The following is a 15,052-nucleotide window of genomic DNA, read 5'->3' on the forward strand; positions in this document are numbered from 1 at the left end:
CCATAAAAAAAGGTTTATTTGGGCCGTATGTCGCATGCATTATTTTCTTTCCCGAACCGATTTAAAGCTTTATTTAGCCTCCTATTAGTTTAGAAGCTTCAATTTTAGCTTATTCTTCCAAAGGCCGAATATACCGGAAATAGTATATATTCAATGGCCTTATTAAAAAATGGTATGCACCGGAAAAGGCCTGCACTTATTATTTTTTTCATCACGGCGCTGTTCATTACGATACTGCCGCTGTCCGCACTGGCGGACTCCACAATCCATGGCAGGGTCTACGACTGGTCCACTTTTAAGCCCATCGACGTGGCGGTCGTCGAAATAAACACGACTCCGGTGCAGAAGGTAGTGACGACGGACGGGAATTATTCCTTCAGTATGGCCGGAGGCGAATACGCCATCATCGCCGAGGCCCGGACCTCGACGGGCCCGCTGTCCGCCCGTGAGAACATAACGGTCCCCGGCAGTGGGGATTTCGTGATAGACCTTCTGCTCTTCCCGGCAGATGACCTGGCGATACTCAAAGATCTAAATGAGAGCCTGCCTGTGACCGCGGATGGGGGGACGACAGAAAACCAGGGCTGGTTATTACCGTTCATTGTCGTACTGGCCACCGCTATCCTGCTTGCTGCAGGCGGCATATACCTGCTTATGAAAAAAAGGCGTCCCATAAAACCAGAGCCACAGCAGGAGTCGGTGCCGGCTGCCCCTGACGCAACGCCTGCCCCGGTATCGATGGACGCGACCGGTCGCGTGCTCAGGCAGGATTGCAAAGACGTCCTGTCGGCCATCGCGAAGAACGGCGGCCGCATGACGCAGCTCGAGCTGAGGAAGGCGCTGCCCTACTCGGAGGTTAAGATCAGCCTGATCGCTTCGGAACTCGAGGATGCGGGGCTGCTCAGGAAGGTCAAAAAGGGCCGGGGAAACATACTTATCCTGACGCAAACGGGCCCGACTAAGGCGGATGAGTCAACGGCGGAAAATAAGGAAAAACAAGATTAATTATTACTTTTAATTCCAAATTTAATTTTTAAATAATAAACCGAACTATTTTATACCGTTTTTTAATCTACTAATTCCAAGTATGCTTATCTATTCTATAGGGAACATATGATTGTCGGCGAACATGCGGCCGATCAAGAGTCTATTAACAAGAAAATGGAAGTGGATATGATGAGAAAGATCACATCACTAACGGTCGCCTTTCTGATACTCGCGGCCATGGCCCCGGTATCGCTGGCGCAGCAGGACGATATTACTCCGTATAACGGGTGGGCGGGAGCGGACTCGCCTTTCTATGGCCTCAAGCTCTTCATAGAAAACATCGACGAGTCGCTCGCTGGCAACTCAACCATGAAGCTGGAAAAGCAGATGCTCCACGCGGAGGAGCGGCTATGTGAAGCTCAGGGAATGGCCCTGCGTAATAATACCCGTGCCATGGAGGCGGCCATTAACGGATATTCCCAGAAGCTGGGAGAGATTAATGCAACGATGAACCGGCCGGACGTGGACGAAGGCCAGTACGCTAACGTGGGCAAGTGGCTTAACCGGCATCAGAACCAGTTCGCCTACATGGTCAATGACACGACCTGCACGCCCGAGGCGAGGAACTGCTGGAACAACGCCTTCCAGTACAGTATGGGTTTCCAGAACGGCAGGCCATTTACAAATGATAACGGCAACATAATCTTCACGCCTCCGGGGCAGGCGAAGAATGGCGTGGACAGCACCTTCGTGCCGCCCGGCATACAGAACAAGGGCACATCGACTCCGGCCGGTAACGGCAACCAGCAGCAGGGGGCCGGGCAGCCTATCGAGCACAACTACAGCTACGATTACAGCTACAATAACAGCCTCGACTACGGCCTGAATTGCACTGGCAACTGCACGGACAACAATTACAGCAACAATTATAACGAGACGAACCTGTCGCCCGGGCCTCACCAGGGATCTAACGGCAAAAAATAGATAGCGAGGGGCATCCCTCGCCTTTTTTTATTAGATCCGGCTTCTGCTGTCGCCTGAACTTTTCTTATTCAAGAGATAAGCATTCGAGAAGTAAGAGACCATGGCTATGAAAAGGGCCGCTCCTATGGTAAGCCCTACGGCATCGCCCCAGTTTCCAAGTTTCACGCCTGAGGTGACGATATCTATGGGAGCGCTCAGCATGACCAGCGGCGCCGTGCCGGCAGCCGGCTTCCCAAAAGCCACGAGTGCCAGCACTATAAAATCCTCGAATGCGTGGAACGCAACGCTTGCCCACAGGGATTTTGTAGCATAGAACAGGTATCCCAGGATCAGGGCTATGGGGAAGATGCTAAGGAAATACAGCGGCTCGACGCTCCCCGTAATGAATTTCGGTAACACGTGGACGGCCACGAAGAATATCGATGCAATAGGAAGCGCCCACAGGATACCGTACTTTTTCGTCAGCATGTTCTGCACATAGCCACGGAATAGTATCTCCTCGCCGAATCCGATGGCGAGAGTACCTATGGCCATCAGGACGAAAGATAATGCGATCGCTGTAAGGCTAAATGAAGTGATGCCGAACGCCTCGAACGAGACGGCGCCGATGAGCAAAAGTATCCCAAATAGCGGGATGGTCAAGAACAAATTAAATCCCAGCCCGGAGAGAATCTGCTTCGGAGTTTCCCGTCGGATATCCAGCCCGAACTCCTTCCACGAGAATTTTATCTTATCGACCTTCGTAAGAAACAGCCAGGAGACGAAGATGAACGCCGCGTTCTGCAGCAGAAGGATGGCGAACGTTACCCAAATATTACCCAGGGCAGCGGCGATGGCGATGGCTGCCTGCTGCGAGTCCTGTATGGCCGCATGATAGTAAACATTGATACCGATGATCACGGCGGCGTTCGTGGCAAAAGCAGCTATCATTATGATAACAAATAAAATGACGAGCTTCAAACCTGTCATAAATTTTTCATTTTTTGCTATCGGTGAGGCCATAAGGAATATACCGGTAGGCCTATTGGGCGAAATAGTATTAAAATATGACTCCTGAGAAATGGGGTCGAGTTTTATTGTCCAGACAAAAATGGCCTGTGATTAATTATTAAACAATGTTAAATATAAAAATTGTAATATGTTTAACCATGATAATGAGAAGGATGAAAGCCGAGGGTTTAGCCCATAACACTTATTTTATCAGTTCCGGCGGCGAGGCCGTCGTCATAGACCCCCGCCGGGAGGCCGGCGATATCGAAAACTGCATGGACCTTGCCCGGGGCAGGTGCACAAAAATAAAGTATATACTGGAGACTCACCGGAACGAGGATTTCACCATAGGCTCGGTAGACCTGAAGAAGCGTACCGGCGCTAAGATCGGCCACAGCGCCAACACGCCGTTCACTTATGGTGATATAGCGCTCAAGGAAGGCGATAGCCTGCCATTCGGGGATATGATGCTTAATGTGCTTGAGACACCGGGCCATACCTGCGACAGCCTGACCTACGTGCTCCATGCAAGCGATGGCATCCCCCTGGCAGCTTTCACCGGCGACGCCCTTTTCATAGGCAGCACCGGCCGGATCGATCTGCCGGGCAAAGACGTGGAAGAAAAGAACGCAAGGGCGCTCTACCATTCGATCCATGATAAGATACTGCCCTCAGGTGACCATGTGCTCCTGTACCCTGCGCACGGCGCCGGCTCCGTATGCGGCGTGGGCATCAGCGACCGGGACGAAAGCACGCTAGGCTATGAGCGAATGACCAACGCCCAATTATCGATGGACGAGGATACATTCGTCAAAACGAAGCTGGAAGAAAAGTTCGTCAGGCCCACATACTTCCGGAAAATGGAGCAGTATAATCTCCACGGCCCGCCATTACTGGAAAGCCGCATGAAACCCGAAGCGCTTAGCCTCGCAGAATTTAAGGGAGCGGTGAGGGATAGGCCGATCGTAGACACCAGGACTCCTCCTGCCTTCGGGGGAGGCCATATCCCCGGATCATACAGCATCTGGCTGGAGGGTATGACCCTCTTCCCCGGATGGCTGCTCGATTATGACCGGGAGACGTTGCTGCTCACAGACCGGGATGAAGACGTTAAGACTGCCGATAAGTTTCTGGCCAGGCTGGGTTATGATAAGTGCTGCGGCTATCTCTGCGGGGGCTTCGATGTGTGGCAGAACGCCGGCATGCCCATCGAATATACGCACGACATATCGGTGGAAGAGCTTAACGGACGCCTGGCCGCGGGCGACATTACCCTCACCGATGTCCGTGAGCCCGCCGAATGGGAGCGGGGTATCGTGCCCGGAGCCGCCATGACGTTCGTGGGGCATCTGCCGCAGCGCCTCCCTGACCTGCCCAGAAATAAGCCCATTGCAACCATGTGCTCGGTAGGCCACCGGGGCAGCATTGGAGCGAGCATACTGGAAAGGGCCGGCTATACGAACGTCTATAACGTGCTCGGGGGCTTTAAGGCCTGGAAAAATAAGGGCTATGCGGTCACAACGCCGAAGGTGACGGCACCGAAGCCAGAGGAAGCTGTTACCTAACGTCTTTTTATGGCATTTAAAAGGACCGCAGTCGCGATCATACAAATGCCGAAAGCGATCGCCGTGACCAGTGGGTCCTTTTTAATGACCTTATCCACAGTCAGCTTACCGTAATCCGGACGGGCCAGACACTTATCTATGGACGGCCTGGCGAAGGCGAAGGCAAGCGAGCCCAGCAGCCCTCCCGCCATCGCTATGATGGCGTCCTTTTTTCCCTCCATCGACGCGATGATGCCCGTGCCAGGGCAGTATCCATTTAGTGCGAACCCGGTGCCGAAGACCAGGCCTCCGACGGCCATCATGAGCACCTGCAAGGGCTTTACCGTAAAATGCTCGATGCCCCTCCGGCTAAGCATATAAATCCCTATGGCGGCCGTGCCGATGGCGGTCATCATCATCTTCAGCAGGTCAAGGTCCGTAAAGCGAAGCATGCCAGTCAGCTTATCGTAGTCCGACGCGCCGGCGCGCTGGAGGACGGCGCCGAATAGAAAGCCTATGATAGCCGCCATCAAGCCTGTTATGTTTTTCATCTCCTATCACCGAAGACGAGTAGTGTGAGCGCACCGGCCACGAACGTGGCCAGGGAAAACAGCATGCTTCCGAGAGACATCTGCGCGTCGCCGCTCAGGATGTTACCGCTCGTGCATCCCTTACCTATGCGGGCGCCGAATAGCATTAAAAAGCCCCCTGCTAGCTGCCTTATTATACCGGCAATTGACCTGGTCCTGCCAGGGTTCCCGGCGCTCCTGCCGAACAGCCGCGACGAGACGAGCCCTCCCAGCGCCATCGCGACGACTAATATGAACTGATAGTCAACCTTAGCGTGCTCCTTTAAATACGGGTTCTTGTCGACCAGCGGCTTATCAATAGCCCTTACGCCTATGGCGCCAGCGGTCACGAATGACGTCGATACGCCCAGCGGCTTTTTGACCGCATATGATAAAATATTCAGTAAACCGATAGCCACTCCGGCGATAAACCAGTGAAGATAACGCCCCATCCAACGCCCTATTATAATACAATATCGATGGATTTATACAATGCTGAAAATCCTGTCAAAAAGGGCCATATCTTTGGTTTCAAAAACATGATCGGTCTGAACTCCTTCCACGAGAATTTAACCTTATCGGCCTTCGTCAGGAACAGCCAGGCATTTTTAGTGAACGTTAATATCCTTATACTCATACGATAATGAAAAGGTTAATTAATCATACGCTTAACATATAAATTATAATATTAGTATATAATTAATTGCGGTGTATACTATGAAGATCTTACCGGTATTAATGGTCGGGCTACTCATTGTCTCGGTCATGCTCATGGGTAGCGTTACGTCGGCCGAACGCGTAAAGGCCATCGTCGTCTTCAAGGATAAGGTCCAGGATAGCGATGTAAAAGCGTTAGTGGAACAGGGCGGCATCGTTGATAAAAAGCTCGATATCATTAATGGCGTGTCCGTCGAGCTTCCGAGACAGGTGTTCGATAAGATCGATCATGCGGCTAAACACGGAGCGGAGAGTAAGGTCAAGTTCATTGAGATCGACCAGGAGGTACATATCCTCAAAGTCGACCCGTCTAAAGTAAAGCCCACGGCTACTCCGACGGCTACACCGACTCCGGCTCTTCAGGTGACCCCCTGGGGTATACAGGCTGTCAATGCCGACGATGTATCGATCGATGGCTCGGGCGTTAAGGTGGCCGTAGTAGATACCGGCATAGATTATACGCACCCGGACCTGGCCGGTAAAGTTATCGGCGGCTGCAGTTTCGTCAGATATACCAAAAGCTACAAGGACGATAATGGTCATGGCACCCACGTTGCCGGCACCATAGCCGCGGTAAACAATAATATCGGTGTCGTAGGCGTCGCGCCCGGCGCATCGCTCCTTGCGGTGAAGGTACTGGATAGAAGCGGCTCAGGGTATTTGAGTAATGTGATCAGCGGCATACAGTGGTCCGTAACCAATGGCGCTCAGGTGATATCCATGAGCCTTGGATCAAGCTCCGATAGCCAGGCGCTCCACGATGCAGTGGATGCTGCAAATGCCGGCAGCGTCGTGGTTGTCGTAGCGGCGGGCAATGATGGTGGGGCCGTTAGTTATCCGGCGGCTTATGATTCCGTGATAGCCGTGAGCGCCGTGGATGAAAGCCTGACTAAGGCCTCCTGGAGCAATTTTGGAACGGAGGTGGACCTAGCTGCCCCCGGCGTAAACGTATACTCAACCTATAAAGGAAGCTATGCGTACTTGAGTGGAACGAGCATGGCCTGCCCGCATGTGAGCGGCGTAGTTGCGCTCGTACTTACGACCGCGCCGGGCAAATATGATAAGACTGGCGATGGCTGGGATCCAGGCGAGGTCAAGCAAAAGCTCTATGATACGGCCCGCGACCTCGGGAGTACCGGGAAGGATAATTATTATGGGTACGGGCTGGTTGATGCCTTAAAAGCCGTAAGCTAAGGGGATTAAAAAAATCCCCTTTGTTTTATCATCGGCAACTAACTTTTTTATAATAACATTTTTGATTAAAGCAAAATTAGCGTATCAGGGCATATCAACGGAGATGAAGTGGGGGTTCTATATGGATCGCAAGACGGCTGTTATTATAAAGTTAGTAAAAATTCTGAACTATCTGGTATTTCACGCGCTTAGAAATATCATCACGGTGTCAAATATCCACCTGGTGAACCTATGAAGATTGGAGTACTGATCATGCTAGCTATGGTAGCCCTATTTTTAACGGGCACTGCCACCGCGGCCACAGAACAAGTGCTGATCAGGCACTTTCAATTCCAGCCGGCCGAGATAACGATAAATAAAGGGGACACGGTCACGTGGATGCATCCGGGCCCGGTAAGCCATACCGTTAAATTCGCAGACTCCGAATCGCCGATCCTGAAGAATGGCGGTATGTACTCTAAAAAGTTCGACCAGGCGGGCACGTTCAACTATGAATGCGGGATCCACCCGTATATGAAAGGGACGGTCATCGTTAAGTAGGTGGTAATACGCCAAAGCGCACCGTAATTCTGGCTAACAGGGTGACAGCATCGAATACAAATGTGAAGAATAAATTGCGTTTCTTTAGCTAGCCACTTCGAAAGTCAAAAACAAAAAAGACCCTTATCTATTATGTGTTATTAACGATCTTATAAATTAACATACCACTATACCACGATACTATTCGATGTGAAAAAAGTTGATGGCCGGCTCAAATTAAGGCGTTGACCTCTAATTCCCTGATAATGCGGGCGACGGCGTCTTCGGCGTCTTCGGCGTCTTGCTGCCCGTGATGACCATCTTGCCGCTGCCGAATAACAGCACGGCGACCTTTGGCGGGTCCAGCCTGAGCACGAGGCCGGGGAACTGCTCGGGCTCATATTCGACGTTCTCGAGCCCGAAGGCAATGCAAACGGAGTTCAGGTTGAGCAGGCACCCCAGGTCAGCCGACGAGACAATGTTCTGCACGGTGGCCTGCGGCTTCGGCTTTACTTCGATACCGACGCTATTCATTTTACTGAACACCTCATCAAGGCCCTTGCCGACATCCGCGACAATGGAAAGAGCTGGGCATTAATAAGTCTACGCTCTGGTATATCCAGAAAAACCTCCGCGAGGGCAAGAAGGCCAAGCTATACGATAAGGTCAAGGCTAAAATTTCTTAATGTTACTCTTTGCTTGTTTTTACATTAGCCTGAAAATATAAATATGTACGATTCTTCATTATCATTATATGCGCCCTGAACCCGCCGCTTCAAACTTGCCGGATGTAGAGAGAGAGAGAGAGAGAGAGTGGCGTTTGCCATGAAAGGCTCCGGGGAGTTGAGGGCTTTTATCGATGGGTTTTTGGGAAGCGTTCCCGGGGCGTTCATCGTTCTCGATAAGGAGTGGCGTCTTGTCTACTTGAATAGCGATGCCCTGCGGTTATTCACTGGTAATAATGAATCGCTGATAGGACGGCCGCTCGAGGAAGTATATCCGAGACGGTTTAGCCACCTGATTTCTCCTCAGACGATACGGGGACTATTAGAGGGTAAAGAAAATACCGATGACAGGTACTCGAACGATTTTCGTAAATGGTTCAGGATATCGGCATATTCTACCGATTCTGGCATCTTCATCCGGCTTGAAGATATTACGCTGGAAAAGGCCGCGAACCGTTCGCGGATTATTAACCAGTTCTCGGTTGATCGTGCCGGGGATATGATTCTCTGGTTTAAGCCCAATGGCCATATAATTTATGCGAATGAGACTTCGAGCAAATCGCTAAAATTTGATCGGAGAGAACTGGCGAGCATGATGGTGACGGATATCGATCCGTCTTTCACGGACAATAAGTGGGCCGCATTCGTCGAAGACCTGAGAACGAGGGACTCGGTGGTCTACGAGTCGAGCCTCCGGGCCAGTAACAGGTCTTTCATCCAGGTGGAAGTGTCCTGGAATTACATGGTTTATTATGGTGAAGAATACCTGATCGCGTCCGCACGGGATATCACCGAGCGCAAGCGTGCTGAGAAGGCGTTACGCGAAAGTGAGGAGAAGTATAGGGTTCTTGTCGAGAACGTTAACGATATCGTCTGGCAAATAGACGAGAAATTTGTCTACACATACATTAGCCCGCAAATTTACGACGCCTGGGGCTATACTCCTGAGGAGGTCGTCGGTAAGACCCCGATGGATTTTATGCCCCCTGATGAGGCAGAGCAAGTATCTAAGTCCCTGGAAGATGTGGCCAGAAAAAGGGACAAGTTGTTTATGTATGAGAATCAGCACATCCGTAAAGATGGCCGAATCATGTATATGGAGGTGTCCGGCCAGCCGATCATCGATGAGAACGGCGTTTATAGGGGATACCGGGGCGTCGCCAGAGACATCACCGAGCGTAAGCATACCGAAGTGGCGCTGCAAAAGAGCGAGGCAAGCCTTGCCAGAGCCCAATTCCTCGCTCATATTGGGAACTGGAGTTGGGATTTAGGCACGAACGAGCTCGAATATTCGGATGAATGTTACCGTTTGCTCGGGTATAAGCCCGGTGAAATTAAGCCCGTTCCCTTCGACTTCTTCACTTCCCACATCCACCCTGATGATAAAGGATCCTTTTTTAATGCTATCCGTGAATCCATTCAGGACGTTAAGCCATTCAGCATCGACTTCCGTTTAGTCAAACCTGATGGTACTATCGTCTATATGCACGACGATGGGGAGGTGCAATATGATGCCTGGGGTAAACCAGTCAGGATGTTCGGGACGGTGCAAGACATCACCGAGCACAAGCGGGCCGAAGAGGCGCTGCGGGAGAGCGAGGAAAAGTTCCGAAAATTTTTTGACATACCGTTGATAGGTGCGGCTATTACTTCGCCGGAGAAGCGATTTATTCTGGTCAACGATAAATTGTGTGAAATGTTCGGCTATTCCCGAGAGGAACTGTTAAAAACTAGCTGGGATAAAATTACCAGTCCGGAAGACATGCCCAGGAATTTGGACGCCTTTAAAAGGCTAATGTCTGGCGAGATAGATACCTATACTTTTGAAAAGCGGTTCATCCATAAAAATGGCAGCATCGTTTATGTGTTATTGTCTGTCGAATGTATTCGCCGTGAGGATGGGACGGTCGATTATTTGATATCCAACTATAACGATATCACCAAGCGCAAGCATGCTGAGATAGCTTTACAAGAGGCAAAAAATCAGGCGGAAATATACCTGGATTTAATGGGACATGATATTAATAACCTGAACCAGATCGCTCTCGGATATCTTGAACTGGCCAACGACCAGCTAAAGGATGATAAGGTCAGAGAGCTTATTTCAAAGCCCGTCGAGGTCATAACGAGCAGCTCCAACCTGATAGAGAATGTGAGAAAGCTCCAAAAATCAAGGACACACGGGCTTAGGATAGAAGCTATAGATTTGAACGATGTGCTGTCCAGGTTGAAAACACATTACTCTAAAGTGCCCGATAAAGAGGTCCATATTGAGCTTACTTCGAGTCCAAATGCTTTTATCATGGCTAACGGGCTTATTAACGACGTATTCTCCAATCTTATAATAAATGCGATCAAACACTCCAACAATGCTAAACCCGTAAATATCTGCATACGATTAGAACGTGTAACCGGGGTAAAGGAACTTATCAAGGTGGCTATCGAGGATAACGGCCCGGGCATCCCGGACGAAATTAAGAATAAACTGTTCACCCGCTTCCAGAGAGGCAATACCAAAGCGACCGGTAAAGGCCTTGGATTATATCTCGTGAAGACTCTGCTTGACGACTTCCACGGAAAAGTATGGGCAGAAGATCGTGTTCAAGGGGATTATACCCGGGGCAGCAGGTTCGTGGTCACGCTGCCGGCCGTAGAAAAGTGATTATTTTATCCTCGTCGTATTAGTGGTTGCAGGGTCCTGAAAATATAAATACGAGGTGTTCATTTCACTTTATTATAATATGTTATGAGCCCAAAATTCGCTTCCGCCACCCCATCGGATGTCAATAAGACGAGGGAACAACTTTTATCGGAATTGCACGAGCTTAGGGCTCAAGTAGATATTCTAAGGGAAGCCGGGGTTAAGAGTAAGGACATGGCTGAAGACCTGCGGGAAAGCGAGAAAAATCTATTATTAGCCCAGAGAATTTCCCATCTTGGATTTTGGGTTTGGGATATTGACAAGGACGTTCTGGAATGGTCGGATGAGGTTTATCGTATACTTGGATTGACGCCGCAAGAATTCCGGCCTAGTTATGAGTTGTTTTTAAGCTTTGTACATCCAGAAGACCGGGGACTGGTAAGTATTGCCGTTCAAGATGCCCTGGATGGAAAAAAGCCTTACGGCATCGACTGGCGTATTCTAAGAAGGGGTGGCTCAGCGGGCTACGCTCATAGCGAAGAAGTAGTATCATACTCGAATGGCAAGCCTGTTCGCATGATCGGAACTATTCTGGACATCACCGAACTCATGCGGGCCGAGGAAGCGTTGCGTAACAGTGAACGCCTGTATCGTGCCATTGGGGAGTCGATCGACTATGGCGTGTGGGTGTGCGCCCCCGATGGGCGTAACATCTATGCGAGCGAGTCGTTCCTGAAGCTGGTCGGGCTTATACAGCAGCAATGTTCTGACTTCGGGTGGGGCGATGTGCTCCATCCTGACGATGCTGAGCGCACCATCGAAGCGTGGAAGGAGTGCGTACGCGCCGAAGGGACATGGGATATAGAGCATCGCTATCGGGGGGTTGACGGTCAGTATCATCCTATCCTGGCGCGCGGCGTGCCGGTGCGCGATGAGCATGGTAAGATCATATGCTGGGCAGGTATCAACCTCGATATCAGCAGGCTCAAGCGGACAGAGGCGGAACTGAAGGAAGCCAAGGCGCAGGCCGAACTATACCTGGACCTAATGGGCCACGATATTAATAACATGAACCAGGTGGGCATTGGCAACCTCGAGCTCGCCCTCGAGACGTTAAAGGAAGATGGCAGGGTCAAGAAAGAAGACCTGGAGCTTCTGGAGAAGTCCCTGCATGCCATCACGGATAGCAGCCGGCTTATCGATAATGTGAGAAAGCTCCGGTCGACTATGTCCAAAGAACATCAGCTCCAGCCGATCGACCTGAAAGAAGTCCTCCTGGGCGTTAAAGAACAGTTCTCGAAGACCAACGGCCAAGATGTCACGATCAATTATACGCCCATCGAGGGCCACGTCATGGCGACCGACCTGGTCAGGGACGTATTCATCAACATCGTCGGGAATGCCATCAAGCACTCCGACGCTAATAAGCCCCTGGAGATAAACATAAGCCAGTTCCACATCTATGGCACCGACGAGAGTTACCACAAGGTCATCATCGAGGACAACGGCCCCGGCATACCGGACGAATTGAAAACTCGTATATTCAACCGGTTCGAGCGGGGCAACACGAAGGCAAAGGGGAAAGGCCTGGGACTCTTCCTGGTGAAGACGCTCGTACATGATTTCAACGGCAAGATATGGGTGGAGGACCGTGTCCCCGGCGACCATACGAAGGGCGCCAGGTTCATGGTCGTGCTTCCGGCGGTTGAAAAGGTTGACGAGAAGCCTTAAGGCTTATAAAAAACTCCTAATAATAACAACTATTCAATGGCCGGCAGCATGACCACGAACCTGGCGCCCTTCGTATGGTCTCCATTCACCCGGTCTTCCACATACACCCGGCCATTATAGCTTTCTACGAGTGACTTGACCAGGTACAATCCGAGGCCCATGCCCCGGGCTTTATTTGTACCCTTCAGCGTCCGGTTGAATATCCTGTCCTTCGACTCGTCCGGTATGCCCGGCCCGTCGTCCTCCACGATCACGCGGCAATACTGCCTGTCATTATCCTTTACTATATCCAGGCCAACGATGATGTCCGCTTTGTCCCCGGTATGCTTGACCGCATTGCTTACAAGGTTGGCGAAGACATCGTGTAACAGCTCATTTGCCCGGACAATACAACCCTCATGACCATTTACATTTAACATTACACGCTTATTGGGAATAGCTCCATACTCCCCCTGCACGTCCACAAGCATCCTGCTCACGTTTATTTTCTGGGTCTGGAACACGCCCTCACGGTGCTTTTGCAGCTTCCTCACATTCTGGATGAGCCGGGCACTCCTCTGGAGCACCTCCACCGGCTTATTTAGCAGCCTCGCCTGCTCCTCACCCGGTGGCATGTTACTGGCTAATTCCAGGTAACCCAAAGCCACCTGGTGCATATTGTTAATATCATGGCCCATCAGGTCGAGGTAGAGCTCGGCTTGAACCCTGGCCTTATTTAACTCTTCCTCGGCCATCTTGAGCGGGGTTATATCGTTGCCGATAGAAAATAGTCCGGCTACGTTACCCTCATCGTCGTAGATGGCCTTATTGGTCCAGGAGATCCAGACGAGCTCGCCGTTCTTGCGCCTGTTCTGGTGGACGTTCATCCGGTACGCTTCCGGATGCTGTAACAGGTCATCCAGCATCATGGCAAGGTTCCTGCCCGCAGAATCGGTCGCTGGAATGATCGTCCCTATCGCGTTCCTGCCCAGGATTTCCTCCCCGGTATAGCCGAAGAACCGCTGGGCGTACTCGTTGAAATACGTGATGTTGCCGTCCCGGTCCGCCCGCAGGATGATGCTGTTGGCATTCTCAACAAGCTCCCGATACCGTTCCTTACTCTCCCTCAGCGCCCCCTCAGCCTGCTTACGCTCGGTGATATCTTCTATGACAGCAATGATACGGGGCTCTTCATGGTCGCTATTACGCATCAATGAAACGTTCACGCGAGCCCAGATGGTCCTGCCACTCGCATGTACATAGCGTAGGTCACGCATGAATGACGAAGCCTCCCCTCTTACCAGGCGCTGGACTTCGGCAATATCCATAGCCTGATCATCCGGATGGACAATATCCTCACAGCCCATCGTCAATAATTTTTCACGACTATAGCCCGTGATCTCGCAGAACCGATCGTTGACCGCCTGGTACCCGCGATCGACATCGGCGATGAGTATACCGGTGGCCGCATTATCGAAGACCTTACGGAACCGTTCCTCGCTCTCCTGTAATACTTTCTCGGCCTGCTTGCGTTCGGTGATGTCCCGGTCGAACGTGATCAGATATTCCTCATCCCCATACCGTGTGTAACAGGACGTGACTTCCACGGGGAACACCCGTCCGTCACTGGCCACGTGCGTGGACTCGAACTTCGTATTGTGGTCCAGCATCCTCACTGGCCACAATTCCCAGATCTTCTCCGGCGAGTAGCCAGGGTCTATGTCCCATATATGCATGGATAATAGTTCTTCCCTCGAATATCCGAGGGACCTGCACGCCGCCTGGTTCACGTAGGCGAGGCGCCCATCCTTCGTAACCCAGATGGCGGAATCCCCGAAATTATCCAGGGCGAACTGGGTGAGCTTCAACGCCTCCTCGGCCCGCTTACGTTCGGTGATGTCCTTGAACACCGCCAGGATGGCCGACGCTCCTTTGTAGGTGAACCTCATCGCCCAGACGTCCACGTCCACAGCCCGGCCGTCGACACGGAGGTACTTCTCCTCGACAATAGGCACGGCGCTTTCGCTACCGATCATCGCATTGATACGGTCCTGCACAATTTCCCGGTAGTCGGGATGGATGATGTCCTCCAGTGCCTTTCCCACGACTTCGCCGGGATCCGGCGCCCCCAGGATCCGGGCCCCGGCCTCGTTGATGTAGGCGACCCTGTTACCGACGTTGACCCACATCCCGTACAATTTCTGCTCCAGTAGCTGGCGGGTCATCTCGTCATTTTTCCCTAAATCGGCTTCCAGCTGCTCTACTCTGGCCTTATATTTTTCGAGGTCTGCATTTCGGGCTTTTAGCCCGGCGATGAGCCGGTCCCTGTCACCGGAATCTGCGCTATGTGTACTGCCAGACTTCTTCCCGGGCTTGGATCTCGATGCCATGCTACCGCCTCGACAAAAAAATACTAGTAATCATAAGATTTAGAAACCTTATAATTATTCTGAATTAATTCTTCCACGATGT

The 15,052-nt window shown here is 51.3% G+C and carries 12 protein-coding genes; 7 read left to right on the forward strand and 5 right to left on the reverse strand.

Translation table 11 applies throughout. The features are described from left to right. The first annotated feature begins 174 nt into the window (after nucleotides 1-174). On the forward strand, nucleotides 175-1,005 hold the full coding sequence (locus MCP_RS06470) for a helix-turn-helix transcriptional regulator (protein ID WP_128567074.1): 831 nt from the start codon (nucleotides 175-177) through the stop codon (nucleotides 1,003-1,005). A 168-nt stretch (nucleotides 1,006-1,173) separates the two neighbouring features. Beyond that, entirely contained in the window at nucleotides 1,174-1,971 is a 798-nt protein-coding gene (locus MCP_RS06475) for a DUF5667 domain-containing protein (protein WP_128859971.1), read from the forward strand. Nucleotides 1,972-2,001: 30 nt separating this feature from the next. Here MCP_RS06475 and MCP_RS06480 read toward each other — a convergent pair whose 3' ends face one another. Continuing rightward, nucleotides 2,002-2,940: a CPBP family intramembrane glutamic endopeptidase gene (locus tag MCP_RS06480; RefSeq protein WP_158301454.1), complete on the reverse strand. Its 939-nt coding sequence runs from the start codon at nucleotides 2,938-2,940 to the stop codon at nucleotides 2,002-2,004. 185 nt (nucleotides 2,941-3,125) lie between these two features. On the opposite strand from MCP_RS06480, the gene MCP_RS06485 reads away from it, so the two are divergent. Next, a complete protein-coding gene (locus MCP_RS06485; protein ID WP_231845185.1) occupies nucleotides 3,126-4,526 on the forward strand; it encodes a rhodanese-like domain-containing protein in 1,401 nt (466 codons plus the stop codon). On the opposite strand, the gene MCP_RS06490 is transcribed toward MCP_RS06485, so the two are convergent. After that, the gene (locus tag MCP_RS06490) at nucleotides 4,523-5,056 is read right to left on the reverse strand and encodes a DUF6691 family protein (protein WP_012900032.1); all 534 of its coding nucleotides are present in this window, start codon (nucleotides 5,054-5,056) and stop codon (nucleotides 4,523-4,525) included. The genes MCP_RS06485 and MCP_RS06490 overlap by 4 nt on opposite strands. After that, nucleotides 5,053-5,526 (reverse strand): YeeE/YedE thiosulfate transporter family protein, encoded by a 474-nt coding sequence (locus MCP_RS06495; RefSeq protein WP_012900033.1) that lies wholly within the window; start codon nucleotides 5,524-5,526, stop codon nucleotides 5,053-5,055. The genes MCP_RS06490 and MCP_RS06495 overlap by 4 nt, the downstream gene beginning before the upstream one ends. A 265-nt stretch (nucleotides 5,527-5,791) precedes the next feature. On the opposite strand from MCP_RS06495, the gene MCP_RS06500 reads away from it, so the two are divergent. Both MCP_RS06500 and MCP_RS06505 read left to right on the forward strand, forming a co-directional pair. After that, nucleotides 5,792-6,985, forward strand: a complete 1,194-nt coding sequence (locus MCP_RS06500; RefSeq protein WP_128567075.1) for a S8 family peptidase — start codon at nucleotides 5,792-5,794, stop codon at nucleotides 6,983-6,985. A 231-nt stretch (nucleotides 6,986-7,216) separates the two neighbouring features. Continuing rightward, complete coding sequence (locus tag MCP_RS06505) at nucleotides 7,217-7,525, forward strand: cupredoxin domain-containing protein (protein WP_012900035.1); 309 nt, start codon at nucleotides 7,217-7,219, stop codon at nucleotides 7,523-7,525. A gap of 231 nt (nucleotides 7,526-7,756) precedes the next feature. Here the strand turns inward: MCP_RS06505 and MCP_RS06510 are convergent, their stop codons facing one another. After that, nucleotides 7,757-8,038 (reverse strand): TATA-box-binding protein, encoded by a 282-nt coding sequence (locus MCP_RS06510; RefSeq protein WP_128567076.1) that lies wholly within the window; start codon nucleotides 8,036-8,038, stop codon nucleotides 7,757-7,759. A gap of 279 nt (nucleotides 8,039-8,317) precedes the next feature. Between MCP_RS06510 and MCP_RS06515 the strand changes: the two genes are divergently transcribed. Next, complete coding sequence (locus MCP_RS06515) at nucleotides 8,318-10,891, forward strand: PAS domain-containing sensor histidine kinase (protein WP_128859972.1); 2,574 nt, start codon at nucleotides 8,318-8,320, stop codon at nucleotides 10,889-10,891. 84 nt (nucleotides 10,892-10,975) lie between these two features. Beyond that, entirely contained in the window at nucleotides 10,976-12,601 is a 1,626-nt protein-coding gene (locus tag MCP_RS06520) for a PAS domain-containing protein (RefSeq protein ID WP_128567077.1), read from the forward strand. Between the two features lie 29 nt (nucleotides 12,602-12,630). On the opposite strand, the gene MCP_RS06525 is transcribed toward MCP_RS06520, so the two are convergent. Next, nucleotides 12,631-14,970 (reverse strand): PAS domain-containing protein, encoded by a 2,340-nt coding sequence (locus MCP_RS06525; RefSeq protein WP_012900039.1) that lies wholly within the window; start codon nucleotides 14,968-14,970, stop codon nucleotides 12,631-12,633. Between the last annotated feature and the right edge of the window lie 82 nt (nucleotides 14,971-15,052).

Origin of the sequence: Methanocella paludicola SANAE (assembly GCF_000011005.1) — an archaeon.
Lineage (GTDB): Archaea > Halobacteriota > Methanocellia > Methanocellales > Methanocellaceae > Methanocella > Methanocella paludicola.